26 protein-coding genes are annotated in these 23,901 nt (G+C 63.2%); 12 read left to right on the top strand and 14 right to left on the bottom strand.

Annotated elements, in window-relative coordinates; genetic code table 11:
* Positions 1-10: 10 nt before the first annotated feature.
* On the bottom strand, positions 11-1,729 hold the full coding sequence (locus ASD01_RS05510) for an ABC transporter ATP-binding protein (RefSeq protein ID WP_034787702.1): 1,719 nt from the start codon (positions 1,727-1,729) through the stop codon (positions 11-13).
* Between the two features lie 335 nt (positions 1,730-2,064).
* On the opposite strand from ASD01_RS05510, the gene ASD01_RS05505 reads away from it, so the two are divergent.
* On the top strand, positions 2,065-2,358 hold the full coding sequence (locus tag ASD01_RS05505) for a DUF6074 family protein (RefSeq protein WP_034787698.1): 294 nt from the start codon (positions 2,065-2,067) through the stop codon (positions 2,356-2,358).
* A 10-nt stretch (positions 2,359-2,368) separates the two neighbouring features.
* On the opposite strand, the gene ASD01_RS05500 is transcribed toward ASD01_RS05505, so the two are convergent.
* The 3 genes from ASD01_RS05500 to ASD01_RS05490 all read right to left on the bottom strand — a co-directional run bounded on the left by ASD01_RS05500 (position 2,369) and on the right by ASD01_RS05490 (position 6,395).
* On the bottom strand, positions 2,369-3,589 hold the full coding sequence (locus ASD01_RS05500) for an adenylate/guanylate cyclase domain-containing protein (RefSeq protein WP_034787961.1): 1,221 nt from the start codon (positions 3,587-3,589) through the stop codon (positions 2,369-2,371).
* Positions 3,590-3,657: 68 nt separating this feature from the next.
* Entirely contained in the window at positions 3,658-5,724 is a 2,067-nt protein-coding gene (locus tag ASD01_RS05495; RefSeq protein ID WP_034787694.1) for a 2Fe-2S iron-sulfur cluster-binding protein, read from the bottom strand.
* Between the two features lie 59 nt (positions 5,725-5,783).
* On the bottom strand, positions 5,784-6,395 hold the full coding sequence (locus tag ASD01_RS05490; RefSeq protein WP_034787691.1) for a glutathione S-transferase family protein: 612 nt from the start codon (positions 6,393-6,395) through the stop codon (positions 5,784-5,786).
* 147 nt (positions 6,396-6,542) lie between these two features.
* Between ASD01_RS05490 and ASD01_RS05485 the strand changes: the two genes are divergently transcribed.
* Entirely contained in the window at positions 6,543-7,436 is an 894-nt protein-coding gene (locus ASD01_RS05485) for a LysR family transcriptional regulator (RefSeq protein ID WP_034787688.1), read from the top strand.
* Positions 7,437-7,446: 10 nt separating this feature from the next.
* Here the strand turns inward: ASD01_RS05485 and ASD01_RS05480 are convergent, their stop codons facing one another.
* From ASD01_RS05480 to ASD01_RS05470, 3 genes are all read right to left on the bottom strand, one after another.
* On the bottom strand, positions 7,447-8,250 hold the full coding sequence (locus ASD01_RS05480) for a LytR/AlgR family response regulator transcription factor (protein WP_060643617.1): 804 nt from the start codon (positions 8,248-8,250) through the stop codon (positions 7,447-7,449).
* On the bottom strand, positions 8,247-9,335 hold the full coding sequence (locus ASD01_RS05475; protein ID WP_060529378.1) for a sensor histidine kinase: 1,089 nt from the start codon (positions 9,333-9,335) through the stop codon (positions 8,247-8,249). Before ASD01_RS05475 ends, ASD01_RS05480 begins: the two co-directional genes overlap by 4 nt.
* 122 nt (positions 9,336-9,457) lie before the next feature.
* Positions 9,458-9,793 (bottom strand): LytS family sensor histidine kinase, encoded by a 336-nt coding sequence (locus ASD01_RS05470; RefSeq protein ID WP_060643616.1) that lies wholly within the window; start codon positions 9,791-9,793, stop codon positions 9,458-9,460.
* A 28-nt stretch (positions 9,794-9,821) separates the two neighbouring features.
* Here ASD01_RS05470 and ASD01_RS35370 point away from each other — a divergent pair, with 28 nt between their 5' ends.
* The 3 genes from ASD01_RS35370 to ASD01_RS05460 are packed head-to-tail and all read left to right on the top strand — an operon-like array spanning position 9,822 to position 14,003.
* Positions 9,822-10,370 carry a hypothetical protein gene (locus ASD01_RS35370; RefSeq protein ID WP_156623614.1) on the top strand — a complete coding sequence of 183 codons (549 nt, stop codon included), beginning with the start codon at positions 9,822-9,824 and terminating at the stop codon, positions 10,368-10,370.
* A 46-nt stretch (positions 10,371-10,416) separates the two neighbouring features.
* Positions 10,417-13,467 carry an autotransporter family protein gene (locus tag ASD01_RS05465; protein ID WP_159415703.1) on the top strand — a complete coding sequence of 1,017 codons (3,051 nt, stop codon included), beginning with the start codon at positions 10,417-10,419 and terminating at the stop codon, positions 13,465-13,467.
* Positions 13,467-14,003, top strand: a complete 537-nt coding sequence (locus ASD01_RS05460) for an invasion associated locus B family protein (protein ID WP_060643614.1) — start codon at positions 13,467-13,469, stop codon at positions 14,001-14,003. Before ASD01_RS05465 ends, ASD01_RS05460 begins: the two co-directional genes overlap by 1 nt.
* Before the next feature lie 168 nt (positions 14,004-14,171).
* On the opposite strand, the gene ASD01_RS05455 is transcribed toward ASD01_RS05460, so the two are convergent.
* Complete coding sequence (locus ASD01_RS05455; protein WP_034787676.1) at positions 14,172-14,750, bottom strand: flavin reductase family protein; 579 nt, start codon at positions 14,748-14,750, stop codon at positions 14,172-14,174.
* A gap of 219 nt (positions 14,751-14,969) precedes the next feature.
* Between ASD01_RS05455 and ASD01_RS05450 the strand changes: the two genes are divergently transcribed.
* The 3 genes from ASD01_RS05450 to ASD01_RS05440 are packed head-to-tail and all read left to right on the top strand — an operon-like array spanning position 14,970 to position 15,957.
* Positions 14,970-15,293 carry an ArsR/SmtB family transcription factor gene (locus tag ASD01_RS05450; protein ID WP_034787670.1) on the top strand — a complete coding sequence of 108 codons (324 nt, stop codon included), beginning with the start codon at positions 14,970-14,972 and terminating at the stop codon, positions 15,291-15,293.
* Positions 15,290-15,700: an SRPBCC family protein gene (locus ASD01_RS05445; protein WP_060517747.1), complete on the top strand. Its 411-nt coding sequence runs from the start codon at positions 15,290-15,292 to the stop codon at positions 15,698-15,700. Before ASD01_RS05450 ends, ASD01_RS05445 begins: the two co-directional genes overlap by 4 nt.
* 41 nt (positions 15,701-15,741) lie before the next feature.
* The gene (locus ASD01_RS05440) at positions 15,742-15,957 is read left to right on the top strand and encodes a hypothetical protein (RefSeq protein ID WP_060643613.1); all 216 of its coding nucleotides are present in this window, start codon (positions 15,742-15,744) and stop codon (positions 15,955-15,957) included.
* Between the two features lie 19 nt (positions 15,958-15,976).
* On the opposite strand, the gene ASD01_RS05435 is transcribed toward ASD01_RS05440, so the two are convergent.
* Both ASD01_RS05435 and ASD01_RS05430 read right to left on the bottom strand, forming a co-directional pair.
* Positions 15,977-16,231 (bottom strand): helix-turn-helix domain-containing protein, encoded by a 255-nt coding sequence (locus tag ASD01_RS05435; RefSeq protein ID WP_060517745.1) that lies wholly within the window; start codon positions 16,229-16,231, stop codon positions 15,977-15,979.
* Positions 16,232-16,296: 65 nt separating this feature from the next.
* Positions 16,297-17,190 carry a LysR family transcriptional regulator gene (locus ASD01_RS05430; protein WP_034787658.1) on the bottom strand — a complete coding sequence of 298 codons (894 nt, stop codon included), beginning with the start codon at positions 17,188-17,190 and terminating at the stop codon, positions 16,297-16,299.
* Between the two features lie 122 nt (positions 17,191-17,312).
* Between ASD01_RS05430 and ASD01_RS05425 the strand changes: the two genes are divergently transcribed.
* Complete coding sequence (locus tag ASD01_RS05425; RefSeq protein WP_060517861.1) at positions 17,313-18,008, top strand: type 1 glutamine amidotransferase domain-containing protein; 696 nt, start codon at positions 17,313-17,315, stop codon at positions 18,006-18,008.
* Positions 18,009-18,249: 241 nt separating this feature from the next.
* On the opposite strand, the gene ASD01_RS05420 is transcribed toward ASD01_RS05425, so the two are convergent.
* Positions 18,250-18,723: a VOC family protein gene (locus ASD01_RS05420; protein WP_060517743.1), complete on the bottom strand. Its 474-nt coding sequence runs from the start codon at positions 18,721-18,723 to the stop codon at positions 18,250-18,252.
* 251 nt (positions 18,724-18,974) lie between these two features.
* Between ASD01_RS05420 and ASD01_RS05415 the strand changes: the two genes are divergently transcribed.
* Both ASD01_RS05415 and ASD01_RS05410 read left to right on the top strand, forming a co-directional pair.
* A complete protein-coding gene (locus tag ASD01_RS05415) occupies positions 18,975-19,739 on the top strand; it encodes an SDR family oxidoreductase (RefSeq protein WP_060517741.1) in 765 nt (254 codons plus the stop codon).
* 197 nt (positions 19,740-19,936) lie between these two features.
* The gene (locus tag ASD01_RS05410) at positions 19,937-20,674 is read left to right on the top strand and encodes a glutathione S-transferase family protein (RefSeq protein ID WP_060517739.1); all 738 of its coding nucleotides are present in this window, start codon (positions 19,937-19,939) and stop codon (positions 20,672-20,674) included.
* A gap of 75 nt (positions 20,675-20,749) precedes the next feature.
* Here ASD01_RS05410 and ASD01_RS05405 read toward each other — a convergent pair whose 3' ends face one another.
* From ASD01_RS05405 to ASD01_RS05395, 3 genes are all read right to left on the bottom strand, one after another.
* Positions 20,750-21,127 carry a hypothetical protein gene (locus ASD01_RS05405; RefSeq protein ID WP_034787648.1) on the bottom strand — a complete coding sequence of 126 codons (378 nt, stop codon included), beginning with the start codon at positions 21,125-21,127 and terminating at the stop codon, positions 20,750-20,752.
* A 10-nt stretch (positions 21,128-21,137) separates the two neighbouring features.
* Positions 21,138-22,052: a glutathione-dependent disulfide-bond oxidoreductase gene (yghU, locus tag ASD01_RS05400; protein WP_034787644.1), complete on the bottom strand. Its 915-nt coding sequence runs from the start codon at positions 22,050-22,052 to the stop codon at positions 21,138-21,140.
* Between the two features lie 128 nt (positions 22,053-22,180).
* The gene (locus ASD01_RS05395) at positions 22,181-22,600 is read right to left on the bottom strand and encodes a GNAT family N-acetyltransferase (protein ID WP_034787642.1); all 420 of its coding nucleotides are present in this window, start codon (positions 22,598-22,600) and stop codon (positions 22,181-22,183) included.
* Between the two features lie 239 nt (positions 22,601-22,839).
* On the opposite strand from ASD01_RS05395, the gene ASD01_RS05390 reads away from it, so the two are divergent.
* Complete coding sequence (locus ASD01_RS05390) at positions 22,840-23,808, top strand: TerC family protein (RefSeq protein WP_210333184.1); 969 nt, start codon at positions 22,840-22,842, stop codon at positions 23,806-23,808.
* Positions 23,809-23,901: the final 93 nt, after the last annotated feature.

Here is a 23,901-nt window from a genome sequence, read left to right as displayed (position 1 = left end):
ACAGCTCTCCTCAGCCGGCGCCTGCCTGGGCGTGATAGAGGCGGCTGTAGGCGCCCTTGGCGGCCAGCAGCGTTGCATGCGGTCCCTGCTCGCGAATGCCGCTGCCGTCGACCACGACGATGCGGTCGGCATCGCGGATCGTTGCCAGCCGGTGCGCGATGATCAGCGTCGTGCGCCCCTTGGAAAGCTCGGCGAGCGACTGCTGGATTGCTCTCTCGGTTTCCGTGTCGAGCGCCGAGGTGGCCTCGTCGAGAATGAGGATCGCCGGGTTTTTCAGGAACATGCGGGCGATCGCCAGTCGCTGTTTCTGTCCGCCGGAAAGCTTGACGCCGCGTTCGCCGATCACCGTGTCCATGCCGTCGGGCAGGGCGGCGATCATGCCGTCGAGCCGGGCGCGCCGCGCCGCTTCCAGGATGTCGGCTTCGTTTGCTCCGAGCCGGCCATAGGCGATGTTGTCGCGAATGGTGCCGGCAAAGAGGAAGACATCCTGCTGCACGATACCGATCTGGCCGCGCAGCGACGACAGGGTGATGTCGCGGATATCGGTGCCGTCGACAGTGATTGCGCCTTCCATCACTTCGTAGAAGCGCGGCAGAAGCGAGCAGATCGTCGTCTTGCCGGCGCCCGACGGGCCGACGAAGGCGATCGTCTCGCCGGCGCGGATCGTGAGGTCGATATTCTGGATGATCGGCTTTTCGGCGCTGTAGCCGAAGGAGACGTTGCTGTAGGTGATGTCGCCCTTGAGATCAGCGACGTCGGTCGCACCGGGACGATCCTCGATATCGGGCTCGGTTTCCATCAGTTCGAGGAAGCGCTTGAAGCCGGCGATGCCCTTCGGATAGGTCTCGATCACCGAATTAATCTTCTCGACCGGCCGGAAGAAGACGCCGACCAGAAGCAGGAAGCTGACGAAGCCGCCATTGGTCAGCTCGCCCGTCAACACGAAGTAGCACCCGGTAATCATCACGATCAGCTGCGTCAGCCGCATGCTCATGTAGCTCAGCGACGTGCTGGCCGCCATGATACGGTAGGCCTCAAGCTTGGTGCGGCGATAGTTCTGGTTGTCGGTCTCGAACAGGCTGCGCTCATGGGCCTCGTTGGCGAAGGCCTGGACCACGCGCATGCCACCGACATTCTCCTCGATACGGGCGTTGAAGTCTCCGATCCGGCCGTAGAGATTGCGAAAATTCCGGGTCATGCGCCCGCCGTAGCGGCTGGTCACCCAGGCGGTCAGCGGCACGACGGCGGCGGTAATCAGCGCCAGCTGCCAATGCACCATCAGCATCAGGATCAGCGCACCGATGAAGGTCATGACGGCAATGAACAGATCCTCCGGACCGTGATGCGCGACCTCGCCGATTTCTTCCAGATCCTTGGTGAGGCGGCCGACGAGATGGCCGGTCTTCTGGTTGTCGAAGAACGAGAAAGAGAGCTTCTGCAGATGATCGAAGGCCATGCGCCGCATGTCCGTCTCGATATTGATGCCGAGCATGTGGCCCCAATAGGTGACGGTTGCCATCAGGCCGGTGTTGAGCAGGTAGACGATCAGCAGCCCCACGGAGGACAGCAGGATCAGTGTCCATTCCTGGCTCGGCAAGAGCTGGTCGACGAACAGCTTCACCGCAATCGGGAAGCCGAGTTCGAGCAGGCCTGATAGTACGGCGCAGGAAAAGTCGAGAATGAACAGGCCGCGATAGGGGCGGTAGAACGCGAAGAAACGCTTCAGCATGCACGTGCACTCACTGGGGGCGGGGGCGCCATGGGCGCTGATAGAAAGATGATTTTTAATGTCATGTTTTTGGATCGAAACCAACCCAGAAAAGCGTGAAAGCGTGTCGGCCACGTGACGCGACCGATGTCTCGTGCACCTGCGAGACGCAATCGGTTCACTTCGGCACCGGTGGGAAGGAAACGTTAACCATAGGCTTCGTAGAAATGGAATCAGCAGAGCAAATCGCCTTCGGTTGGGGACACCGGAAGCGGAGCCATTGCTCGATATCACTACGCGTAGGGCGTCTTTGTGCGTTCGCGTCAACGCACGAAGTCCAGGGGGCAAACGAGACGATGGCAAGCAATCAATCAGTGGAAGCCACGGAAACCAACACCATTGTTCCGTTTCCGGTGGTCAGGAGATTGCATGCCATTCGCAGTGCTGCCGCCGAGCTTGAAGATCTGCACGGTGCCGAAGCGCTGCAATTCTGGCGCCGCCGCTGCCGCGCTCTAGCGGATGAGCTCTTTGCCTGCGGATGTTCGGAAGACGAAGTGCGCCATCAGGTTCTGGTTTTTCAGGACGAGGTGCAGATCGAGCTGCAGCATCGCCACCTCTCGCGTCTTTCTGCAGGCGCGATGAGCCAGTAGCCGCTGCGTCTCAGGCCACCGGCAATTCCGGATCCCAGGTAAACAGCTCCTTGGCCCTCGCGATGCCGCGCAGCGCAAAGCGGCCGAGCGAGACTGCGTGGACCCGTTCATCCGGCGGGCAGGCTTCGACGAAATCAGACGACATGATCATGTGCCGCTCGACGGAACGGCACATCGAGGAAATGCGGCTCACCTCATTGACCGCCGGGCCGACCACGGTGAAATCGAGGCGGGTCTGGCTGCCGATATTGCCATAGAAAACTTCGCCAATATGGAGCCCGAGATAGACCTCGGTGGTCGGCTTGCCTTCGGCCTGCCGGCGGGTGTCGAGTTCCGCAAGCATGCGGCGCAGCTGCCGTTCGGCGGCGATTGCGTTGGCGCAGGCGGTCCCCGGATCGTCGGCATTGAAGATCGCCAGAACACCGTCGCCGATCAGCTTCAGCACGCTGCCGCCATGGTCGTGAATGGCGGTGATCACGGTTCCTGAATAATCGTTGAGAAGCGGGATGATCTCGTCGGGTGCTGCGGTGTCGGAGATGCGCGTATAGCCGCGCAGGTCGGAAAACCACATGACCGTTTCGATGCGTTCGGCCGAACCGCGGGCAATGCTGCCTTTGACGACGCGCTGGCCGGCATCGGCGCCGAGATAAACGTCCGCAAGCGTGCTGATGATCCTCACGCATGAGCCTGCCTTCACCGCCAGCGCAAGCGTTGGCAGCAGGATACGGAGTGCTGCGATGTCATCGTCGCTGAAGCCACCGTCGTTCCGCGTCGTCCAATAGGAATAGAAACAGTCCATCTCGCCGACGCGGCCCTGGTCGGTGAAGTGGTGGATCATGCTGACGCAGTCGGTGTGGCCTTCGTCTTTCAGCTTGTCCAATATGTTGTAGGTGGTGCCCTCGTCGGAGGAAAGCCGGATGCGGCGCTCCGCGGTTCGGTCGCAAAGCATGTGGTAGAAGATCGAATTCTGCCAGTTCAGCAGCGCCTCGCCCGTGGTCGTCGAGCCGTATTGGATGACCTCCGGCGTGATCTCGCTTTCGTCGTTCCACTGGAACGCGCGCCCCTCGAATTCGGGATGCAACGTGTCGATCAACCCGAGCGCGCGGGCAAGGTCGAGACCGGCTGCCCGACATTGCTCGCAGAAGCCGGCAAACAGCTCCGGCTCGTCCAGTCCCTTCAGGCCCTGTTCTGAAAGCCAGAGCACGATATCGCGTAGCTGTTGGTCGTTCATGGCGCATCCCGCTCGGCCGAGGTCGACTGCCTGATGATGTGGTGCATCATCCATAGCCGAACCAGGGCTCAGAGCGAAAGATGCAGTTTGCCCGTTTCGCTCTCCGCCGGCACGGCGCAACAGATCAGCGCTTCGCCTTCGCCGACCGGGAAGGAGGGCTGCGAGGGGTAGGTCACCCTGCCCTCCAGCACTGGCGTCCGACAGGTGCCGCAACTGCCGTTGCGGCAGCCGTATTCCGGCTTCAGGCCACGCGCCTCCGCCAGATCAAGCAGCGTGCCTTCGCCCGGTTGCCAGCGCGCCTCCTTGCTCGACTTGGCAAAGACGACGTGAACCGGGGCGTTCGCCGCCGGTACCATCACCGGGCCAGAACCGCCGTCCGGTCGCCGGGTCAGCGACGACAGCCCGAAGGCCTCCGCATGGATGCGGGCATCGGCGATGTTGAGCGCCCGCAAGCCGTCATAGAGCGACTGGGTGAAGGCGGCCGGGCCGCAGAGATAGAAATCGTAGTCGTCGAAGGGCAGGGTGGCCTTGAGATGGGTGAGGTCGATGCGACCGGCAATGTCATAGTCCTGGCTTTCGATGGCCGTTGCCGGCTGGCTCAGCGCCCGCACCAGACGAATATTGCCCTCGCCTTCCGCGACCAGGTCGGCGATCTCCCGATCGAAGGCGCGCTCTTCCGGCGAGCGGGCGGCCTGAAAGATCCAGGTCGGGCGCGTGCGCCGCTTGCGGCGGCTTTCGGCGACAATGTGCTTGAGCATGGCAAGGATCGGCGTGATGCCGACGCCGGCGCCGATCAGCACGGCGGGCCGCCGCTCGGTTCCATCGATCGTGAAGCTGCCGGCAGGCGCCCGCGCCTCGATCCGGTCTCCAGGCTTCAGTCCGTGCAAGTGCCGGGAAGCCACGCCGTCCTTCTTGACGCTGATGCGGTAGAGACCATCCGTCGGTGCCGAGGACAGCGTATAGCTCCTGACGAGCGGTCTTTCGCCGTCTCCGACGTTGATGCGGATCGGCAGGTGCTGGCCGGCCTGATGGGCCATGAGCCCGACGCCATCGTCCGGCGCGAGGTAGAGTGAGCGGATCGTCGTGCTCTCGTCCTCAACGCGGGCAATCCGGAACGGGCGCCACGCATCGGCAAGGGCCGCGGCCTCAAGCCGGACCTTCGCCTGATCCCAGTCGCCGGTGGAATTGAGACTGGGAGACCAGCCGCCCTCCTCGAAGGCCCAGCGAAGCGGCAGGCCGTCCTCGCGATAAATGACCTTCTCCGGCCGGAAGCGCCACAGGCGTTCGGCGCCCTGAAATGCCGCGACCTCCGGAGAAGACAGGATCACCTCGGCGCTGCCGGTCATCTGCAGCATGTCGCCGGTCGCAAAATCGACGAACAGCAGTCCTGCGCGCGGGTTGACCATGAAATTGCCGAGCGTGTTGAAGAACAGGTTTCCGGAGAAGTCCGGAATCGTCAGCACGCCGTCCTCGCCGATCTGTACGAAACCCGCCTTGCCGCCGCGATGCGAGACGTCGACCTGGCGCTCGCCGCTGTCGCGATCGACGTAGGACGCGACGAAGAAGGTGTCGGCCTTGGCGATGATGGCCCGGGCGCGGGCGTCGAGCACGCGACCATGCACCGGGCGCACCGAGGCCGGCTGGTGCGGGTCGCGAACGAAGGCGAACTGGCGAAGCTGGATATATTGCGGGCAGTTGCCGAAGCTCTGCCGGACGCGGAGCGTGAAGCCGTCGTCGGCATCGCGCCGGATCGCGCCGTTCAACCGGTTCCTGCGCCGGGTTTCGAGCTGGATGCCGAGCATGCCGATGGAGTGCGCGTCCTCCATGCCGGCATCGGCCGGATCATCCCTGTCACGCGGCAACCGTATATCGAGATTCCAGGCGTCCGGCGCCTGCATGAAGCCGGGGGCTGCCGCGCGCATCGTCGCCCAGACATCGCCGCTCGCGTCGACGGCTCCGAACATGGCGAAGGGCAGCATCGGGAAGAATTGCTGGTGCTGCTCCGGCATGAAGCTGCGCACGAAATTGCGCCCGGTCGCATCCATGCGCTCGGCGACGCCGAGGCTGCGCTGGATGGCGAGTTCGCCTTCGTGCCACGGCGAATCCGGCTTTTTCTGCTGTGCGTTGTCCGGCATGGTCGGGTGTCCCGGTTGGAAGGGGGCCGGGGCAGCGCTGCCGCCCCGGGGAGCTTGGATCAGGCGGCGAGGCCGACGGCGGTCTTCTCAAAGCCGACGAAGCCGGGCAGGCGCTCGATGCGCGAAAGCCAGGCACGAACATGGGCGTAGTCGGAAAGGTCGACATTGCCTTCCGGTGCTGCCGACACGTAGCTGTAGAGGGCGACGTCGGCGATGGTCGGCCTTGCGCCCACGAGGAAGTCGTGGCCGGCAAGCTCCGCATCGATCTGTGCAAGCACCCGGTGGGCCCTGGAGATAGCCCCTTCTGCATCCAGATTGGCGCCGAAGACCGTGACGAGACGCGCGGCTGCCGGACCAAAGGCGATGTCGCCAGCGGCAACCGAGAGCCATTTCTGCACCTTCGCCGCCGAGGCCGGATCTTCCGGCAGCCAGTCGATGCGGCCGAGCTTCTTGGCGAGGTAGACGAGGATGGCGTTGCTGTCGGCGATGACCGTGCCTTCGTCGTCGAGCACCGGAACCTGACCGAAGGGATTGAGCGCGAGGAATTCCGGCGCCTTGTGTGCCCGCGCCTTGAGGTCGACGTCGATCAGCTCGTGCGGCACGCCGAGCAGCGACAGGAAAAGCTGCGCCCTGTGCGAGTGGCCGGAGAGCGGATGGCGGTAGAGTTTCATGGGAGATGTCCTCGAAGAGCTTGAGAACCGTCACGGCCCTCCGGCGGTTCGGAATGAACCACCTTCGAGATCAATCTATGACTTTCCAATTTTCGGCAGTAGAATGCGATTTCGATAGTCTGATTTCCGAATTATGGAAGGATAAAAGTGGACCGTCTCGACGCCATGGGAGTTCTGATCGCCGTCATCGAAAACGGCAGCCTGTCGGCCGCCTCCCGGCACCTCAAGGTGCCGCTGGCCACGATCAGCCGGAAGGTTTCCGAGCTTGAAACGCATCTGGGCGCGCAACTCATCACCAGGACCAACCGCAGGATCCAGCTGACCGAGGCCGGCCGCGTCTATGTCGAGGCTGCCAAGGAGATCCTTGCCCGCGTCGAAGAGGCGGAACGGGTGGCAGCCGGCGAATACAGCACGATCAAGGGCGATCTGACGGTCTCTGCGCCCATCGTCTTCGGACGCCTGCATGTGCTTCCCGTCGTGGTCGATTTCCTCAAGGCCCATCCCGAGGTCGATATGCGGCTCGCCTTGGGCGACCGGTTCGCCAATCTCGTCGACGATCACATCGACGTGGCGCTGAGGATCGGCAACCTGCCCGACAGCAATCTCGTGGCGACGAAGATCGGCACGGTGCGCCGGGTGGTCTATGCAAGCCCCGATTATGTCGCGCGGCATGGCGTGCTCCGGCACCCGAGCGAACTTGCCGATCACGATTGCATCACCTTCGAAAACGTTACGGCCGCCCATGTCTGGCGTTTCCTCGACGGCGGGCGCGAGCTGGCCGCGCCGATCCGGTCGCGGCTTATCGTCAATACGGCGGAATCCGCCGTCGACGCGGCGATATCCGGTCTTGGATTGACGCGGGTGCTTTCCTATCAGGTGGCGCGCCAAGTGGCGGACGGCCTGCTCGTGCCGCTGCTGGAAGACTTTGAGCACCCGGCGCTGCCGGTCCAGCTCGTCTATCTTCCGCAGGGGCTGGTGCCGATGAAGCTCCGGGCCTTCGTCGACTTCGCCGCCCCGCGGCTGCGCGCGGTCCTGCGATAGTGGGCGGCGGCTAGTCCGGCTGGCTGCGTTCGCCGGTCGTCGGGCGGATGTGTCGGGCGTAGGTTCGGCCGACGCGGATCTCGCTGCCGTCGGAGAGAAGGGCGATGAGCGCGGCGAAGGGGGCCTGCTTCAGCCCCACGATACAGTCCCGGCGCACGATCGAGCTGCGATGCAGCCTGAGGAATTCTGCGGGATCGAGGCGACGCTCGAGCGAGGCGAGGCTTTCGTGGTGCAGATAGGACCGGCCCTCGACGTGAATGCGGACATAGTCGCGTTCCGCCTGAAAGCGCACGACCCGGTCGAGCGCGATCCGCACGAATTCTCCCCGGGCCTTGATCCAAAGGTCGCCGGTCTGGGTTTCGTGCTTGCGCAGCGCCTGGCGCAGCGCCGTCACGGTTTCGTTGAGTTCGAGCACCCGCTCGGCGCTCGTGCGTGCGGCGATTGCGAGGCGGGCGCGCTCGATCGCGGTGCGCAGGCGGCTGGATTCGATCGGCTTGGTGACATAGTCGACCGCGGCGGCTTCGAAGGCGCGCAGCGCATAGTGGTCGAAGGCGGTCACGAAAACGACTGCGGGTGCGTGGTCGCCCAGCCGTTCCAAGACATCGAAGCCGGTGCCGCCCGGCATCTGGATGTCGAGCAGGATCGCGTCCGGCGAAAGCTCGGCAACCATGGAGCAGGCTTGCTGCACGTTGCCGGCCGTTCCCACCACCTCAACGGCGGGAATGGCGCCGAGCAGGCGCAGCAGGCGCCGCCGCGCCAGCGGCTCGTCGTCGATGACGAGGATTGAAAGCGGAACAGTCTGGATTTCATTCATGCAAGCCTCAGCGGCATTGTGATTGCAGCTCTGAAACGACCGGGCGTGACGAGACCCGAAACGCAGGCGCCGACGCCGGGAAAACGGGCCTGGACGCGATCGGCTACATTCTTGAGGCCGATCCCCGTGCCCGGCCTCCGCTCGGTTTCGGGTGCTGCCGCAATGTCGTTTTCGACGGAGATTTCCAGCGCATGGCCCACTTTGGCGGCGCTGATGACGATTTCCACCTGATCCGGCGAGCGGCTGACCCCGTGCTTGACGGCATTTTCGATCAGCGGCTGCAGGATGAGGCTTGGCACCAAGGCCTCCTCGAGACCGGTGTCGATGTCCATTCGGAGCCTCATGCGGTCGCAATAGCGCTCGCCCTCGATATGCAGGTAACCGGCCTGGAGCGCGAGTTCGTCGGCAAGCCGCACGTCGTGCAGCGGGTCAAGCTCCAGCGTCGTGCGCAGAAAGTTGGACAGCGACATCACCATGCGCGTCGCGGCAAGGGGCTGCCCCTCCTCGATCAGGCCGGTGATGGAGTTCAGTGTGTTGAACAGGAAATGCGGATTGACCTGGTAGCGCAGCGCCCGCATTTGCGCGGCGAGGGCTTCCTCGCGCGTGATCGCCAGGCGCCGCTCGCGCTCGCGCAGTTCGAAGCTGTAGAGCAATGCCACGAAGAAGAAGGACCAGCCGACGAAGGTCGCCATGCTGTAGACCAGCGTGTAACCGATGCTGGTCCAATCGGGCGTGATCGGGTCGGGACGCACGATGAAAAGATAGAGAAGAAAGTCGACGCCGGTATTGGCGATCGCAGCCATCAGAGCGGTCGTAAAGCCGACGACGATCTTCAGCGCGATGTGTTGATGGCGGACGCCGAACATCGCTGCGGCGATGCCATAGGAAAAGACCATGCCGCAGGACATCAACAGGAGCTTGCCTGGCGCGGACATGATCGGGTCGATCCCGAGGATCGCCCAAAGAATGCTGCTGATGAGGAATTCCACGAACCAGTAGAGAAAACCGAGCCAGAGCGTCGCGCGCCGCACGCTGGCGATGTAAGCGCTCTCGTCCACCGATCTTGCGTCGTCCTCAGGTTTCATGGCCATTTTTATCCTTCAACCGGCCGCCGATGTCGATTGCCGTTCGTCGGCCAAATCGAGCGGTTTGCAGAAAGGCCCGGACTTTCGACCTTTGCCGGCCGTCGTTGGCCGGAGAGCGGCGATCAGACCAGCCGCAGCGGCATGGTGATCGCTGCCCGAAAACGGTGCGGTGCCACGAGGCCGGATACGAAGGCTCCGACCTCGGGGAACAGGGCCTTGATGCGGTCGGCGACATTCCTCAGTCCGGTGCCGGTCCCGGCAGGTTTATTCGCCGGGCGCGGCGGCTCGTTCGCCATGTCGTTTTCTACGGAAAGCTCCAGCGTCTCGCCTTGCCTTGCCGCCCGGATCACGATCTCGACCACGCCGATCGAACCGCCGACGCCGTGCTTGATCGCATTTTCGATCAATGGCTGAAGGATGAGGCTCGGGACCAGCGCCTGCTCCAGTGTAGCCGACATTGGTCCAGTTGATTGGGCCCGGATCGCCATGCTCGATCAGGCCGTGACTGAGGAGATCGACGCTGGCATTGATCGCTGCGGCGACGAGCGCCAGGGCGGAGCCGAGCAGAAGCTTGAAGAGGATGGACCTGTCCCGGAAGCGAAAGAGTGCCACTGCCATCGCATAGGACATGAGTGTCCCGTTCAGCATCAGGATCAGGGTGATCGGCGCGATCGCAATCGGGTCATATCCAAGGAAAGCCCAGAGCGTACTGCTGATGACGAACTGCATGAACTGGTAGAGGAGCCCGAGGAAGAGCGTCGCCCGCCGAACGCTTGCGGCATATCCAGCCTCGTCAGGCAAAACCGTCTCATGTCCTCGCGCCATGCGAGGTTTTATCCTTCAAGTCCATATGGTTGTCGACCGCCGTTCGTCGCCGAAAACAAGCCGTTTGCAGAAAGCCACAGCCCTTCGACGCCGCAATCTGCCGTTTGCAGAAAGCCGAATTCTCGCTTTTTGCGGGCTTGCTATAGCCGCCCCATGACCCGTGCTTTCCCGGCGAATCCGTTCGCCTGGGATTTGTGCGCCCACGAATGAAAAGGAAAAGGGGCAGACATTGAATACCTGTGCGAAGGCGGACGTTTTGAGGATCAACCTTCTGAGTTCGACGGCGCTCGGTCGCGCCGGCCTGCTCTCGCTGGCTCTGGCCGCCGTGCCACTCGTGCCGTCGCCGGCAAAGGCGGCCGGATTGCTGGTTCCAAACGACACAACGTGGTCCAGCGACCATACGATCAACGGCAATCTCGTTATCCGCGGCGGGCCGGGCGGCGCGACGCTGACCATCAACAGTGGCGCCAAGGTTGAAAGCACCGATGGCTACATCGCAGACAGCCGCGGCAGCGTCGGGACGGTCGTCGTCTCCGGGCCGGGCTCGACCTGGGACATTGTCGATGCCAACCCCAACGGCGACCGCATGCTCTTTGTCGGCGGCTTCGAAGGCGGTATCTATGGCGGCAAGGGCACGCTGATCGTCGAGAACGGCGGCAAGGTTTCGGCCAAGGAGACCTATGTCGGCGCCCTGCAGGAGGGCGACGGAACGCTCGTGGTGCGCGGCGCGGGTTCCATGCTAAACACCGAGTTCCTGGGCGTCGCCTACGGCGCACTGACGCTCAATACCGCTACGGTTCGGATCGAGGACGGCGCCCTCGTCAACACCAACAAGACCTACTTCGAAAACGGCACGGTTCTCGTCACCGGCGACAATACGCGCTGGGTCAACACCGGTGAATTCACGATCGGCGACAGCTTTACCGTCGAAAAAGGCGCTGTCGTCTCGACTAACACCGCGATCCTGCGCGAGGACGAAAGCACCGACACCATCCAGGCTGCCATCGACGGCGCCGGCAGTGAGCTCAAGGTCGCCGACAGGTTGCTGATCGGCGAGGCTGGTCGGGCGAACCTTTCGATCGCCAACGGCGGCAAGCTCTCGGTTGGCGGTGACATCGTGCTCTCCGCCGTCGGCGGCATCAACAACGAGGGCATGGGCAACCTGACGATTGGCGGCAAGGTCAATCTCAACAACATCGCTGAACCGATCGCCGAACAGGCGCAGGCGGCAGGCACGGTCAATTCCTCGGCGAAGATCGATTTCGGACCGCGCAAGGGCTACGTCAACTTCAACCATACGAACACGGGCTACGAGTTCGCCAACACGATGGTCGGCAAGGGTACGATCACCAACTTCTCCGGCGAGACCATCGTTGGCGGCGACCTGTCGAAGTTCTACGGCAAGGTGAATGTCTCCGGCGGCAAGCTGGTCCTGAAGGGCAATATCGACACGATCGACAACGACCCGGACAACGGTCCCGTGGACTTCAGCGAGACCCGCTTCGAAGTGAGCGGCGGCACCCTGATCGTCGATGGCGAAACGGGACGTGTTGAGGGCGATCGTTTCTATACCAATGAAGTGAATGTGCTCGGCGAGTTGAACCGCATTCGCAATCCGAACTCGACCGCTTTCGGCAGGCTCGGCGGCTCCGGCACGGTCGGCGACACGTTTATCGACAAGAATGCGATCATCTCGCCCGGCAACAATTCGACCGGAACGCTGACGATCATGGGCCGGCTGGATATGGCCTCTGGCTCGATCTATGAGGCCGATATCGCCGGCGACGGCCGCTCCGACCGGATCGTTGTCAAGAGCATAGGCACCAACGACAACACCGGTATCGCCAAGATCGGAACCGGTACCAATGTCCAGGTGACGGCACTCGACGCCAACACCAGCTACAAGACCGGTCAGACCTACACGATCCTGACCGCCGATCGTGCGATCGAAGGCAAGTTCGCCGAGGCGATTTCGAAATCGGCGTTCCTCGAAATCTCGCTCGACCAGAAGCAAAAGCAGGTCGATCTGACGATCAAGGTCAAGAACGGCGGCAAGCCGGGCGGCGAAGAGCCGGGTAAGCCGGGTGAGCCGGGTGGAGAGCCGAAACCGGGCGAGCCGGGCGGAGAGCCCAAGCCTGGTGTCTTCGAAGGCGAGGCTGCCACCGGCAACCAACGGCAGACGGCACTGGCGCTGAACACTCTTGCCCAGAGCGGCCCGTCGGTCGGCCTCTACAATGCATTGACACTGCTCGACGGCGCCGGGGCACGCCGTGCCTTCGATCAGCTCTCCGGCGAAGTCCATGCGTCGGCCCAGACCGCGTTGATCAACGACAGCAGCCTGTTGCGCCACGCGGCGAACGACCGCATCCGCGATGCTTTCGGCGACGTCGGCGCTGCAAACGTCCCGGTTCTGGCCTACGGTCCGGAGGACAAGATCACGACAGGCGCAGTCGCGGCGGTCAACTCTGTCCCGGTGGCGCCGCCGGCCATGGTCGGCTGGGGACAGGTGTTCGGGTCCTGGACCAACACCGACGGCAACGGCAACGCCGGTGCGCTCGATCAGTCGACCGGCGGTTTCGTTACCGGTTTCGATGCGGCTATCTCGGACAATGCGCTCGTCGGTATCATGGCCGGCTACAGCCGGACCAACTTCGACGTCGACAGCCGCTCGGCGAGCGGCAACAGCGACAATTACCACCTTGGTGTCTATAGCGGCAGCCGGTGGGGCGACGTCGCACTGCGCTCGGGCCTTGCCTATACCTGGCATTCGATCAACACGTCGCGCAATGTCGCCTTCCCGGGCTTCAGCGATCAGTTGAAGGCCGATTATGACGCCGGTACCTTCCAGGCCTTCGGTGAAGTCGGCTACCGCATCGACCTGCCGAGTGTCGCGCTCGAGCCGTTCGCCAACCTCGCCTATGTCAGCCTGCACACCGACGGCTTCACCGAGCGCGGTGGTGCGGCGGCCCTTTCGAGCCGGAGCAACACGACGGATACGACCTTCACGACGCTCGGTCTTCGCGCTTCGGCTCCGCTCAGCCTCGGCACGACCGAAGCGAAGCTGCGCGGCATGCTCGGCTGGCAGCATGCCTTCGGCGATACGACCCCGTTCTCGTCGATGGCGTTCGGCACGGGCAGCGCCTTCTCGGTCGCCGGTACGCCGATCGCCGAGGATGCGGCGATCATCGAAGCCGGCATCGACTTCGCGCTGACCGGCAATGCGAGCCTCGGCATCACCTATACCGGCCAGTTCGGCTCCGGCACGACGCAGAACGCGGTCGACGCCAAGCTCGATGTGCGCTTCTGATGCGCAGGTTCGTCTGGCTCTCGACAATGCTGATGGCGACGTTCGTCGCCATCACGCCGCTTCATGGCGAAGACGCCGCCGGCAAACCCGCGGCGCCCTCCCAGCTTTCGGAGACCTACGAGGACTGGAGCGTCGCCTGCGCCGAGATCGAGGGAAAGAAACATTGCCTCCTCTCGCAGCGCCAGTTCCACAAGAGCGGTCAGCGTGTCCTGACGATCGAGCTTCGCACGGCGGCCGAAGCCGGGCTTGAGGGGAGCCTCGCGCTCCCCTTCGGTCTTTATCTGGACAAGGGCGTGACGCTTGGCGTCGACGACGCGACCGGCGGCAAGCCGACCCGCTTCCGCACCTGCTTGCCGCTCGGCTGCATCGTGCCTTTGACCTTCACCGAAGCGACGGTTGCGCTGCTTCGTAGCGGCACGGCATTGAAGATCGGCGCGTTCGCCAGCGACAGCCAAAAGGACGTGGCGTTCGCTGTCTCGCTCAAGGGCTTCGCTGCAGCACTCGACCGGGTGATCGCCCTGTCCGGAAAGAGCTGAGGCAACGTCACGGCCTTCGCTTCACCGCCAGGCTTTTGGCCGGTTTTTTTAAGGTGCGTAGCCTCCCGGGGCGGGCCCGGTCGTGCGAAAGAGCGCGGCCGGGTCTTCTCCATGGGGGGAACCGAGTGTCGCCATCCGGACGCGCCACCGTTGGTGGGCGCTTTCGGCCTATCGGGAGGACACGTCGATCGCATCGCCGATGGCGTAGAAATGCCCGCCCGCCACATAGTGCAGGCTGCGCAAGGCCGGATCGGCCGTCTCGAACATCCAATGCCCGTCGCGAAACACGCGATCGTCGGCCCAGGCCGCGAAGACTTCGCCGATGAACAGGTCGTAGCGGCTCTCGATCGACGGCTCGCTGATCAGCCGGCAGGCGAGCCAGGCGGAGCAACCGGTAACAAGCGGAAGATCATAGTCCGGCATGTCGAACAGTTTGACGCCGGCGTTGCGAAGTTTGTCGGGATCGTCGTGAAGGCTCGTGGTGCCCACCGCATGGGTCAGCAGCGCCTGGGCGGCGGTCGGCACCTGGATGACGAACACGCCCGCTTCCTCCGCGAGGCTGCGGGTACGGGTGGCGCTGTCGAGCACGACCGTCAGCTTGGGCGGATCGTAATCGAGCGCGCAGGCCCAGGCTGCCGCCATCACATCCTGAACGCCGCCATGGCGGGCGGAAACCAGGACTGTCGGGCCATGGTTCAGCAGCCGGTATGCCTTTTCGAGAGGAACGGCACGAATATGCGAAACCATCAGACTACCTCACCGCCATTGGCGGACATTGACCGATCATGCCTCTTCTATAGGGGCGCTGCATTTCGCCAACAAGCGCAAGCTTTCGCGGTGCCGGAGGGGCGGTACGGCAGCGGCTGCAAGGCACTTGAAAGGGATGGGGGCCGACGAAACATAAGCGTTTGACAAACGCATACCCGATTGGCTATATATCATCTCATAGCCAATCGGGTATGAGACATGACTGAGTTGCAGGACGCGGTTTTTCGGGCGCTCGCCGATCCCACACGCCGTGGGCTCTTCGAACACCTTTGCCGCCAGGGGGATACCACGGTCGTCGGCTTGTTGGCCGATGCCGGGGTTTCGCAGCCGGTCGTGTCCAAGCATCTCAAGATCCTGAAGGCTGCAGGGCTCGTGCACGACCGGCATGAGGGCCGCTACACCTATTACAGCGCCCGGCGCGAAGCGCTCGCGACGCTGGTTGACTGGACGACGGAGATGGCCGGCTTCTGGCAGGACCGCTTCGACGATCTCGATGATCTCCTGAAGAGAATGGACCAATGATCGAAACAACGGAAACCACCCGCTCTGTCGTCGTCGAACGCGACTTTCCCCATCCGCCGGAGAAGATCTGGCGCGCGCTGACGCAGCCGCATCTGATTGCCGAATGGCTGATGCGCAACGATTTCATTCCCGAAGTCGGCCGTCGCTTTACCCTTTCCGCCGATTGGGGCCAGGTCGATTGCGAGGTTCAGACGATCGAGGCGAACCGCTCGCTCGCCTATCGCTGGGACACCAAGGACTTGACCAGTGTCGTCACCTGGACGCTCGCGCCCGCCAGGGGCGGCACGAGCCTGCGCATGGAACAGCGCGGCTTCAGAGCCGACCAAAAGGCCTATTTCCAGGGCGCGACGGTCGGATGGCCACGCTTCTTCACCCAGCTGGAAGACGTCGTCGCGAAACTCGACTGATCGCAGCCTTCACGACCGTTGCTCAAACCCAAGGTGCCAGAATGACCGCCCTGATCCGGAAAATCCATCGCTGGGCGTCGCTGCTCTTCTCCCTGGCCGTTGCCGCCATCTTTGCCGGCATGCCAGTAATGACGCTCCCCGAATGGGTCTACTACCTGCCCCTGCCGCCGTTGGCGGTGCTGCTACCGACCGGCATTTACCTTTTCGTGCTGCCCTATCTGGGCAAGCCCGAGGGCAGGATGCAGGCGGCGGAGTAGGGAATAGCGCCAGCCCGGCTCAATCCGCGGACAGAGCCGGGCTGGCAAAGCGCTTGCGATATTCGGCCGGCGTGACGCCGACATGTCGCATGAAGGCGCGCCGGAGCGTATCGGCATCGGCAAAGCCGCAGCGGGCGGCGACCTGCTTGGGGGCGTCCTGCCCCTGCTCGAGCAGGCGCCGGGCCGCCGCGACACGTGCTTCTACGATCGGCCCACCATCGGGCATAAGCGACCAGCGAAGCAGATAGGGCGCAAAATCGCTGCTGATTGTCATACTGCGGATCCGCTGATTGCGCGCGGTGGCACCACGGCCACGGCGCGAACTGACGAGCGCTTCCCTCAGGCCTGCTCCACGAGGCAGTCGATCAATGCTCGGGTCGCAGCCGGTAGGTTTCTGTGCGGCGGATAAATGAGGGAGAAGGGGCGCGACCGGCCACCGAATTCCGGCAGAAGCTCGACCAGGCTGCCGCGCGCCAGGCGGTCGCGCGCGATGAAATCATAGGTTTGGCAGATCCCGAGGCCTGCCTCCGTCAACGAGACGGTGCCGAGCACGTCGTCCTCCACCTGGATCGGGCCATGGGGTATCCAGTCGAGGTCGGCTCCGGCGACGCGCAACAGCCATGGGGCCGGACGCCCGCTGCTCGGCATGATGAAGGGCAGGCAGGTATGTGCTGCGAGCTCGTCGACAGAACGCGGCATGCCACGCCGCGCGACGTAATCGGGCGAGGCGACCAGCCTCAACGGCGCGTCTTCGAGCCTTCTGCCGATCATGCCGCTGTCGGGGAGCTGGCCGAGGCGTATGGCAAGGTCGTAGCCCTCGGCGACCAGATCGACATTGCGGTTGGCAATCGACAGCTCGACGGTGACGGATGGATGCCTCGTCGCGAAGCGGGTCAGCTTTTCCGGCAGCTGGAAATGGCCATAGGTCGTGGGCGCACTGAGCCGAACGCGTCCGGCAACAACGCCGTCGCCTTGAATGGCGCGTTCGGCCTGATCGATTGTCTCGAAGGCCGCCCGCACCTGATCGAGGTAGACCCGCCCGGCGTCGGTGAGGCTGATGCGCCGCGTCGTCCGCCGCACCAGCTGCGTGCCGAGTTTCGTCTCGAGCCTGGTGATGGCGCGGCTCAGCACGGAAGGCGTCGTGGCCAGCGCGACGGCTCCTGCGGTCATCGACCCCTTGTCCATGACGGTGATGAAAGCCTCGACATCGGCGAGGTGATCGAAGCGACGCATTTTTGCCTCTGAAGACCAGATCATTTCCTGCGCGGCGCATTTATCGCCGCAGATGGAAGCAATAAATAAGCAGCATCAATTGAGAGCCGCAATGTCAGGCTCGCTTCAACCAGGAGAAAATGATGCCAGAGACGACATCCGTTCCGAAAAAGCCTGTGCTCTTTGTGCTCACCAGCCATGGCATCAAGGGGGAGGGCGGCCAACCCACCGGCTTCTATCTTGGAGAGGTCACCCACCCGCTTGCCGTGCTCGAGGCGGCCGGCATTGCCGTCGAGTTTGCTTCGATCAAGGGCGGCGAGCCGCCGGTCGACGGGCTCGACCTCAATGACGGGACCAATGTCCGCTACTGGAACGACGAAGGGTTCCGTGCCGCAATCCGCACGACGGTTCGGCTCGATGATATCGATCCCGACCGCTACGCGGCCATTTTCTTCGCCGGCGGTCATGGCGCCATGTGGGACCTGCCACAAAGCCGCGCCGTCGACCGGGTGACGCGTTCGGTGTTCGAGGCCGGCGGTGCTGTCGCGGCGGTCTGCCACGGACCGGCAGCCCTCGTAAACGTCAAGCTTTCCGACGGCCGCTATCTGGTTGCTGGCCGCAACGTCAGCGCCTTCACCGATTCCGAAGAGCGCGCCGTCGGCCTCGACAAGACGGTCCCGTTCCTGCTCGCAAGCACGCTTGTCGAGCGCGGTGCGACGCACCATCCGGCCGCGGACTGGACATCGAAGGTGGTTGTCGATGGCAGGCTGATCACCGGCCAGAACCCGCAGTCGGCGACTGGGGTCGGCGAGGCGCTTCGCGATATCCTGAGTGCCTGATCCCGCGTAGCCGGGCACTTGGAAAGGTTCGGCAAGTCTGTCCCGATCGTGCTGCCGGCGATGCGTCGCCGACAGCGTGAGGCGAACCGGACAGGTGGGGCGCTCGACTGCCATTGCGTTGGCCATGGCGGGAAACCGGAAAAACCGCCATGTTCACCATCCCTGTCGCGTCCGGTTGACACTGCCCGCACACCATTGGGTAAGCCGTGTCGGGCCGGAAAGTTCCGTCGGAGCGGAGGCTTCAGCCGCGCCGCGCCGCCTCGATCGCAGCGACGTCGATCTTGCCCATGGTCATCATCGCCTCGAAGGCGCGCTTTGCTTCGGCACCGCCGGCCGCCAGGGCATCGGTCAGGACCCTTGGCGTGATCTGCCAGGAAATGCCCCACTTGTCCTTGCACCAGCCGCAGGCACTCTCCTGTCCGCCATTGCCGACAATGGCGTTCCAGTAGCGGTCGGTCTCCTCCTGGTCGTCGGTGGCGATCTGGAACGAAAAGGCCTCGTTGTGCTTGAACATCGGCCCGCCGTTGAGGCCGAGGCAGGGAATTCCGGCGACCGTAAACTCCACCGTCAGCACGTCTCCCGCCTTGCCGGACGGAAAGTCGCCGGGCGCGCGATGCACGGCGCTGACCCGGCTATCGGGAAAGATCTCGGCGTAGAAGCGAGCGGCGGTCTCGGCCTCCTTGTCGTACCAGAGGCAGATCGTGTTCTTGGCCATGACGCGTCCTTTCGTTTTGAAGCCGGAGGGGCCGTTTCCTTCGCCACCTGCTCTGCGAGATAGGTCGGCGCCCCCGTTTCTCCACCCTGAAATCTTCCCGCACTTGCCTTTGCCCGGCGGAACGCGCGTCGAAGGCATGTGCGCCGGGTCGTCGCATCCGGCGCTTTCCCGTTGGAAATTCAACCGCTGATACCTAATTGTGCGGCTTCGACACGCGCGTCGGCCTTCTCTTCGCGCTTTAGGGGATGCGGATGATACAACTGAATGAAACTGTTGCGGTGGTTACGGGCGCTGGTCGCGGCCTCGGAGCGTCCCTGGCCTATGCCCTGGCAGAAGCGGGGTGCGATCTCGTGTTGTGCGGGCGCAGCCAGAGCGCTCTCAAGGACGTGGCCAAACCGATTGCCCTCAATCTCGGGCGACGGGTACAAACCGTCGCGCTCGATCTTGCGGATGCGAAAAGCGTGGCTGCGGCAGTCGAGGGCATCAAGTCCGAGAACGGACGCATCGATATCCTCGTGAACAACGGCGCCATGTGGCTCGAGGACAGTGACGAGGATCATCCTGATGACGCGGTGCTCGGCGTCGTCAACGCGGCGGTTACCGGGACCTTCCTGTTCACCCAGGGGCTGCTGCCTTTGCTCGCTCACTCGCCCCGCCCGGATATCGTCACGATCGGCTCGATCAGCGGCCTGCCTAATGCCGCACTCCAGACCGTGTCCGTGCCCTTTTATGCTGCCAAGCGGGCACAGGCCGCCCTGGCCGATGGCCTGCGCCAGAAGCTTGCCGGTACGCCCACCCGTTCGATCGTCGTCCACCCGCCATACATTGAGGACATCTCGCCGCTTGATGGCGCATGGGAGGCGGCCGGCAGTCGACGGAAGGGCGAGGCGGCGACGAACCGGGACATCGCCGAGGCAGTGCTGTTCGCGCTGACGCGGCCGCGGCATGTAACCTTGTCGATCACCGTCGATGCCGACGATGGCGGCCTCTATCCGTCTCCGGCTCGCTCCGCCTAGCGGCAAGGCCCTGCCAGGGGCCGATCTCGCACATTGCCGAACGCCCCAATGGCGTTCGGCGAAAATCAGGCATCGTTCGCCGAGATCCTTCAATCTCGATCGTCCACATATGCAGACGATAAGTCCAATTTAGGCCGACTACAGAGGCGCCGTCCACGTCGATATATCCATGACATCAACAATGGAGAAACGACATCATGCACAGTGTCTCTGAACCGATCTTCACCTCAGGCTTTCCACTCGGAAGTTCCGCCGGCCTGGTCACCGCCTTCGAATGGCTCGGCCAGCCCTATCGCCTCACCCGCGTCGACATGCTCGGGGAAATGCGCACCGACGCCTATGAGCGCTTCAACGGTCGGGTCGAAACGCCCGCTCTCGTGACCGACAAGGGCGACGTGCTGACCGAGACCATGGCGATCGCCTTATGGCTGGAGGGGCGCGATCAGGAGCGTCGCATCAGCTTCGCCCCGGGCACTTTCGAGGCGGACCGCATGCACCAGTTCATCGCCTTCCTCAACACCGGCTTCACCGGCGCGTTCTTCTCGATGTGGGTGGCGCTGGAATCCGAAGACGCCACGGAGGAATACCGCGAAACCTTGCGCGCCTTCGGCCGCGAGTTCGTCGCCAAGCGTCACAAGCAGTTGGAAGCGATGATGGGCGACAGCAATTACCTCATCGGCGACCGGCCGACGCTTGCCGATGCGGTCTTTGCCGGCGTGGCCCGCTGGGTCGATTTCCACGAGGCGATCGATCCGAAGGACTATGCGCGCAACTATCCGCGCATCCACGCGCTGCGCCAGCGCATCGAGGCCGATCCGGCCTTCCGCTTCGCAGTGGCGATCGAGGATGGCGAGCCCGTTACCGGCAGCGGTGCGATGAAGGGGCTTGTCCCGCTTGAGGATGTGTTGCGGATGACGGGCGCACTCCGCGCGTGATGTAAAAAAGTGAGGTGGCGCACCGGCAGGCGGTGCGCCACCTCAAACAGTTGGAGCGGCCAGCCGCCGCCGACATCACACCTCGAATACGTCGACGAACGATTCCGGGAAGCTTTGCCGGGCAACCTTCTCGTTGATGACGAGCAATGCTTCGTAGGACACGGGATCGAAATCCTTGTCGACCGGCAGCACCTCGCGTCCGAACAGGAGGTTCAGCCGGGCGGCATCGAGATTGCCGCGCTCGAATGGTTCCGCGCCGAAATGATGCCAGAGGGCGTGGAGGAAGGCCGCATCGATGCGGTGCGCCCCGGAGCCGGGCCGGGCATGGCGGGGCAACGCCTTGATCGGCGTTGCTCCCTTGGGGTTGGCCCGACGGATGACGAACTGGATGCCCGTGCCCGGCATGGCGTAGGGAAAACCCCGGTGTTTCGTCATATCAGCCAGCTTGGCCATTCTATTCTCCTTAGGCGGTCTGCTTCTCGACGATCTTGTCCTCAGTCTTCGTATCGAAGTCGGAAGCGTCGTGACGCTCATGCAATTGTTCGGACGGGTTGCCGCTCAAGCGGTTGACCATGCGGCCACGCTTGACGGCCGGCCGGGCGGCGATCTCGGCCGTCCAGCGCTGGACGTGCTCGTAGCTCTGAACCTCGAGGAAAGTACCGGCATCGCCATATACCTGCCCGAGCGCCAGATTGCCATACCAGGGCCAGGTGGCCATGTCGGCAATGGTGTATTCCGAGCCGGCGAGGAAGCGGTTCTCCGCGAGATGGCGATCGAGCACGTCGAGCTGGCGCTTCACCTCCATCGCGTAGCGGTCGATGGCGTATTTGATCTTCATCGGCGCATAGGCATAGAAATGGCCGAAGCCGCCGCCGAGGAACGGTGCCGAGCCCATCTGCCAGAACAGCCAGTTCAAGGTCTCTGTGCGGGCGCGAAGCTCGCTCGGCAGGAAGGCGCCGAATTTCTCGGCGAGATAGGTGAGGATCGAGGCCGATTCGAACACGCGCACCGGCGCGCCGCCGCCCTTGGGCGCATGGTCCATCAGCGCCGGGATCTTGGAGTTCGGGTTGACGTCGACGAAGCCAGAACCGAACTGGTCGCCGTCTCCGATCCGGATCGGCCAGGCATCGTATTCGGCGTCCTTATGGCCGGCCGCCAGCAGCTCTTCGAGCATGATCGTGACTTTCACGCCGTTCGGCGTCGCCAGCGAGTAAAGCTGCAACGGATGCTTGCCGACGGGCAGATCCTGATCGCGCGTCGCGCCGGCGGTCGGACGGTTAATGCTGGCAAACGCGCCGCCATTGCCCTTGTCCCAGGTCCAGACCTTGGGAACGTCATAGCCGGCGGGGAAATTGTCAGCGGGGGATTTTTCGGTCATCAAATCTGTCCTTGTCTTGGCGGAAACCTCGAACGTCGTGTTCGCTTATATAGGAAGTTTATCAAGCCACCACATCGACTTGGCTGCGAGGACGACCATGCTCAAAGGCCAGACGCTGGAGAATTTTTTTATCGAAGTTGGATGAGACCGGCATCCGTCGGCACGAAACCGCACCGGTCGACGTAGAATTCGCGCAGATGCGGGTCGAAGTCTACATGCAGCCATTCGCAGCCCGAGGCCTTGGCGTGCGTTACGGCCTCTTCGACGAGCAGCGTGGCGTAACCCTTACGCCTCAACGGTAGCGTCACCATCGTATCGAGCAGGAAAGCATGCACGCCACCGTCCCAGGCGACATTAACGAAGCCTGTCAGTGCGCCCGAGATCCGCATGGTGACCCAGCCGAGGCTGAAGCGGTTGACCTGGCTCCACCAGTCGTCATCGGTCAAGGCGTGCTCGAAGCATTCGGCGTGCAGGGTATTCAGTTCCTTGTTTTCAAATGCGCCGCGCCAGGCGAACGCGGGTACTTCAGTCGGATTCTCTACCGTCACGGTTCAACCTCAGAGTTTGCCGGGATCGATTTTGACCACCAGGGCTCGGCTGCCAGCAAGCGCGGCCGAGTTCTTGAAAAAAATCATGGGCCTCCCTTGATACCGGAAAACCGAGCTCCTATCTGCCGCCTAACCCGCTGGTCCGGGCCCCTCTGGCGAGAGCTTCGGCACTCTTGCGATGTCGGACCTTATTCCGACAACATGTGCCGATTGGGGACCCGTCTGTGGACTTTTCCTTCATGTCTGTAGTGTGGCTGGGAACGCCACTGTGGCTGTGGGCGAGCTTTTTCGCCCTCGTGATCGCTATCCTGTCGTTCGACCTTGGTATTCTCCATAAGGAGAACAAGGAGATCAACGTTGCCGAAAGCGTCAAGCTTTCCGCCTTCTATATCGCCCTCGGCCTGAGCTTCGGCGGCTTCGTCTGGTGGTATCTCGGTGCCGAGTCCGGCCTTGCCTATATGACCGGCTTCGTCGTCGAAAAGACCCTGGCGCTCGACAACGTCTTCGTCATCGCCCTCATCTTCTCCTTCTTCGCCGTCCCGCGCATCTACCAGCACCGCGTGCTCTTCTGGGGTATCCTTGGCGTTATCGTGCTGCGCGCGATCATGATCGGCGTCGGCGCGACGCTCGTCGCCGAATTCTCCTGGGTTCTCTATATTTTCGCTGCGTTCCTGGTCTTTACCGGCATCAAGATGCTGGTGATGAAGGAGGCCGAGCCCAACGTTTCGGACAACGCGCTCGTGCGCTTCATGCGCAGCCGTTTCAACGTCACCGAGGAACATCACGGCGAGCGCTTCTTCGTGAAGCTCGTCAACCCGAAGACCGGCAAGATGACCTGGTTCATCACGCCCCTTTTCATGGCGCTGGTCATGGTCGAGGTGGCCGACGTGATCTTCGCCGTCGACTCGGTTCCCGCGATCTTCGCGATCACCACGGACCCGTTCATCGTCTACACCTCGAACATCTTCGCTATCCTCGGCCTGCGCGCCCTCTACTTCGCGCTCGCTGCCATGATCCATCGCTTCCGCTACCTGAAGCCGGCGCTGGCCGTCGTCCTGATCTTCATCGGTTCGAAGATCTTCGTCGCCGATCTCCTGGGGCTAGAGAAGTTCCCCGCGGCCCTGTCGCTCGGTGTCACCTTCGCGATCATCGCTTCGGGTGTTGTCTGGAGCCTGGTCAAGACCAAGGAAGAGCAACTGCCGGCATAACGCCCGGGCTCATCCGACCGTGACGAGAAACGCGGCGGCCTTCGAAAGGGGGCCGCCGCGATCTTTTTGGCCTTGCCGAGCGTGGGGTTGACC

Origin of the sequence: Ensifer sp. Root423 (assembly GCF_001426275.1) — a bacterium.
GTDB lineage: Bacteria > Pseudomonadota > Alphaproteobacteria > Rhizobiales > Rhizobiaceae > Ensifer > Ensifer adhaerens.
Note: the sequence above shows the minus strand (reverse complement) of the source record. Positions and strands in the feature narration are given on the sequence as shown.

What these genes read in the sequence shown, in the direction of transcription:
- ASD01_RS05460 (WP_060643614.1), top strand. Translation starts at nt 13,467, where the DNA reads ATGCGCAGGTTCGTCTGGCTCTCGACAATGCTGATGGCGACGTTCGTC.
- ASD01_RS05495 (WP_034787694.1), bottom strand. Translation starts at nt 5,724, where the DNA reads ATGCCGGACAACGCACAGCAGAAAAAGCCGGATTCGCCGTGGCACGAA.
- ASD01_RS05475 (WP_060529378.1), bottom strand. Translation starts at nt 9,335, where the DNA reads ATGAAACCTGAGGACGACGCAAGATCGGTGGACGAGAGCGCTTACATC.
- yghU (WP_034787644.1), bottom strand. Translation starts at nt 22,052, where the DNA reads ATGACCGAAAAATCCCCCGCTGACAATTTCCCCGCCGGCTATGACGTT.
- ASD01_RS05470 (WP_060643616.1), bottom strand. Translation starts at nt 9,793, where the DNA reads ATGTCGGCTACACTGGAGCAGGCGCTGGTCCCGAGCCTCATCCTTCAG.
- ASD01_RS05450 (WP_034787670.1), top strand. Translation starts at nt 14,970, where the DNA reads ATGACTGAGTTGCAGGACGCGGTTTTTCGGGCGCTCGCCGATCCCACA.
- ASD01_RS05455 (WP_034787676.1), bottom strand. Translation starts at nt 14,750, where the DNA reads ATGGTTTCGCATATTCGTGCCGTTCCTCTCGAAAAGGCATACCGGCTG.
- ASD01_RS05490 (WP_034787691.1), bottom strand. Translation starts at nt 6,395, where the DNA reads ATGAAACTCTACCGCCATCCGCTCTCCGGCCACTCGCACAGGGCGCAG.
- ASD01_RS05420 (WP_060517743.1), bottom strand. Translation starts at nt 18,723, where the DNA reads ATGGCCAAGAACACGATCTGCCTCTGGTACGACAAGGAGGCCGAGACC.
- ASD01_RS05415 (WP_060517741.1), top strand. Translation starts at nt 18,975, where the DNA reads ATGATACAACTGAATGAAACTGTTGCGGTGGTTACGGGCGCTGGTCGC.
- ASD01_RS05500 (WP_034787961.1), bottom strand. Translation starts at nt 3,589, where the DNA reads ATGAACGACCAACAGCTACGCGATATCGTGCTCTGGCTTTCAGAACAG.
- ASD01_RS05405 (WP_034787648.1), bottom strand. Translation starts at nt 21,127, where the DNA reads ATGGCCAAGCTGGCTGATATGACGAAACACCGGGGTTTTCCCTACGCC.
- ASD01_RS05390 (WP_210333184.1), top strand. Translation starts at nt 22,840, where the DNA reads ATGTCTGTAGTGTGGCTGGGAACGCCACTGTGGCTGTGGGCGAGCTTT.
- ASD01_RS05440 (WP_060643613.1), top strand. Translation starts at nt 15,742, where the DNA reads ATGACCGCCCTGATCCGGAAAATCCATCGCTGGGCGTCGCTGCTCTTC.
- ASD01_RS05480 (WP_060643617.1), bottom strand. Translation starts at nt 8,250, where the DNA reads ATGAATGAAATCCAGACTGTTCCGCTTTCAATCCTCGTCATCGACGAC.
- ASD01_RS05505 (WP_034787698.1), top strand. Translation starts at nt 2,065, where the DNA reads ATGGCAAGCAATCAATCAGTGGAAGCCACGGAAACCAACACCATTGTT.
- ASD01_RS05430 (WP_034787658.1), bottom strand. Translation starts at nt 17,190, where the DNA reads ATGCGTCGCTTCGATCACCTCGCCGATGTCGAGGCTTTCATCACCGTC.
- ASD01_RS05410 (WP_060517739.1), top strand. Translation starts at nt 19,937, where the DNA reads ATGCACAGTGTCTCTGAACCGATCTTCACCTCAGGCTTTCCACTCGGA.
- ASD01_RS35370 (WP_156623614.1), top strand. Translation starts at nt 9,822, where the DNA reads ATGCTCGATCAGGCCGTGACTGAGGAGATCGACGCTGGCATTGATCGC.
- ASD01_RS05445 (WP_060517747.1), top strand. Translation starts at nt 15,290, where the DNA reads ATGATCGAAACAACGGAAACCACCCGCTCTGTCGTCGTCGAACGCGAC.
- ASD01_RS05510 (WP_034787702.1), bottom strand. Translation starts at nt 1,729, where the DNA reads ATGCTGAAGCGTTTCTTCGCGTTCTACCGCCCCTATCGCGGCCTGTTC.
- ASD01_RS05435 (WP_060517745.1), bottom strand. Translation starts at nt 16,231, where the DNA reads ATGACAATCAGCAGCGATTTTGCGCCCTATCTGCTTCGCTGGTCGCTT.
- ASD01_RS05425 (WP_060517861.1), top strand. Translation starts at nt 17,313, where the DNA reads ATGCCAGAGACGACATCCGTTCCGAAAAAGCCTGTGCTCTTTGTGCTC.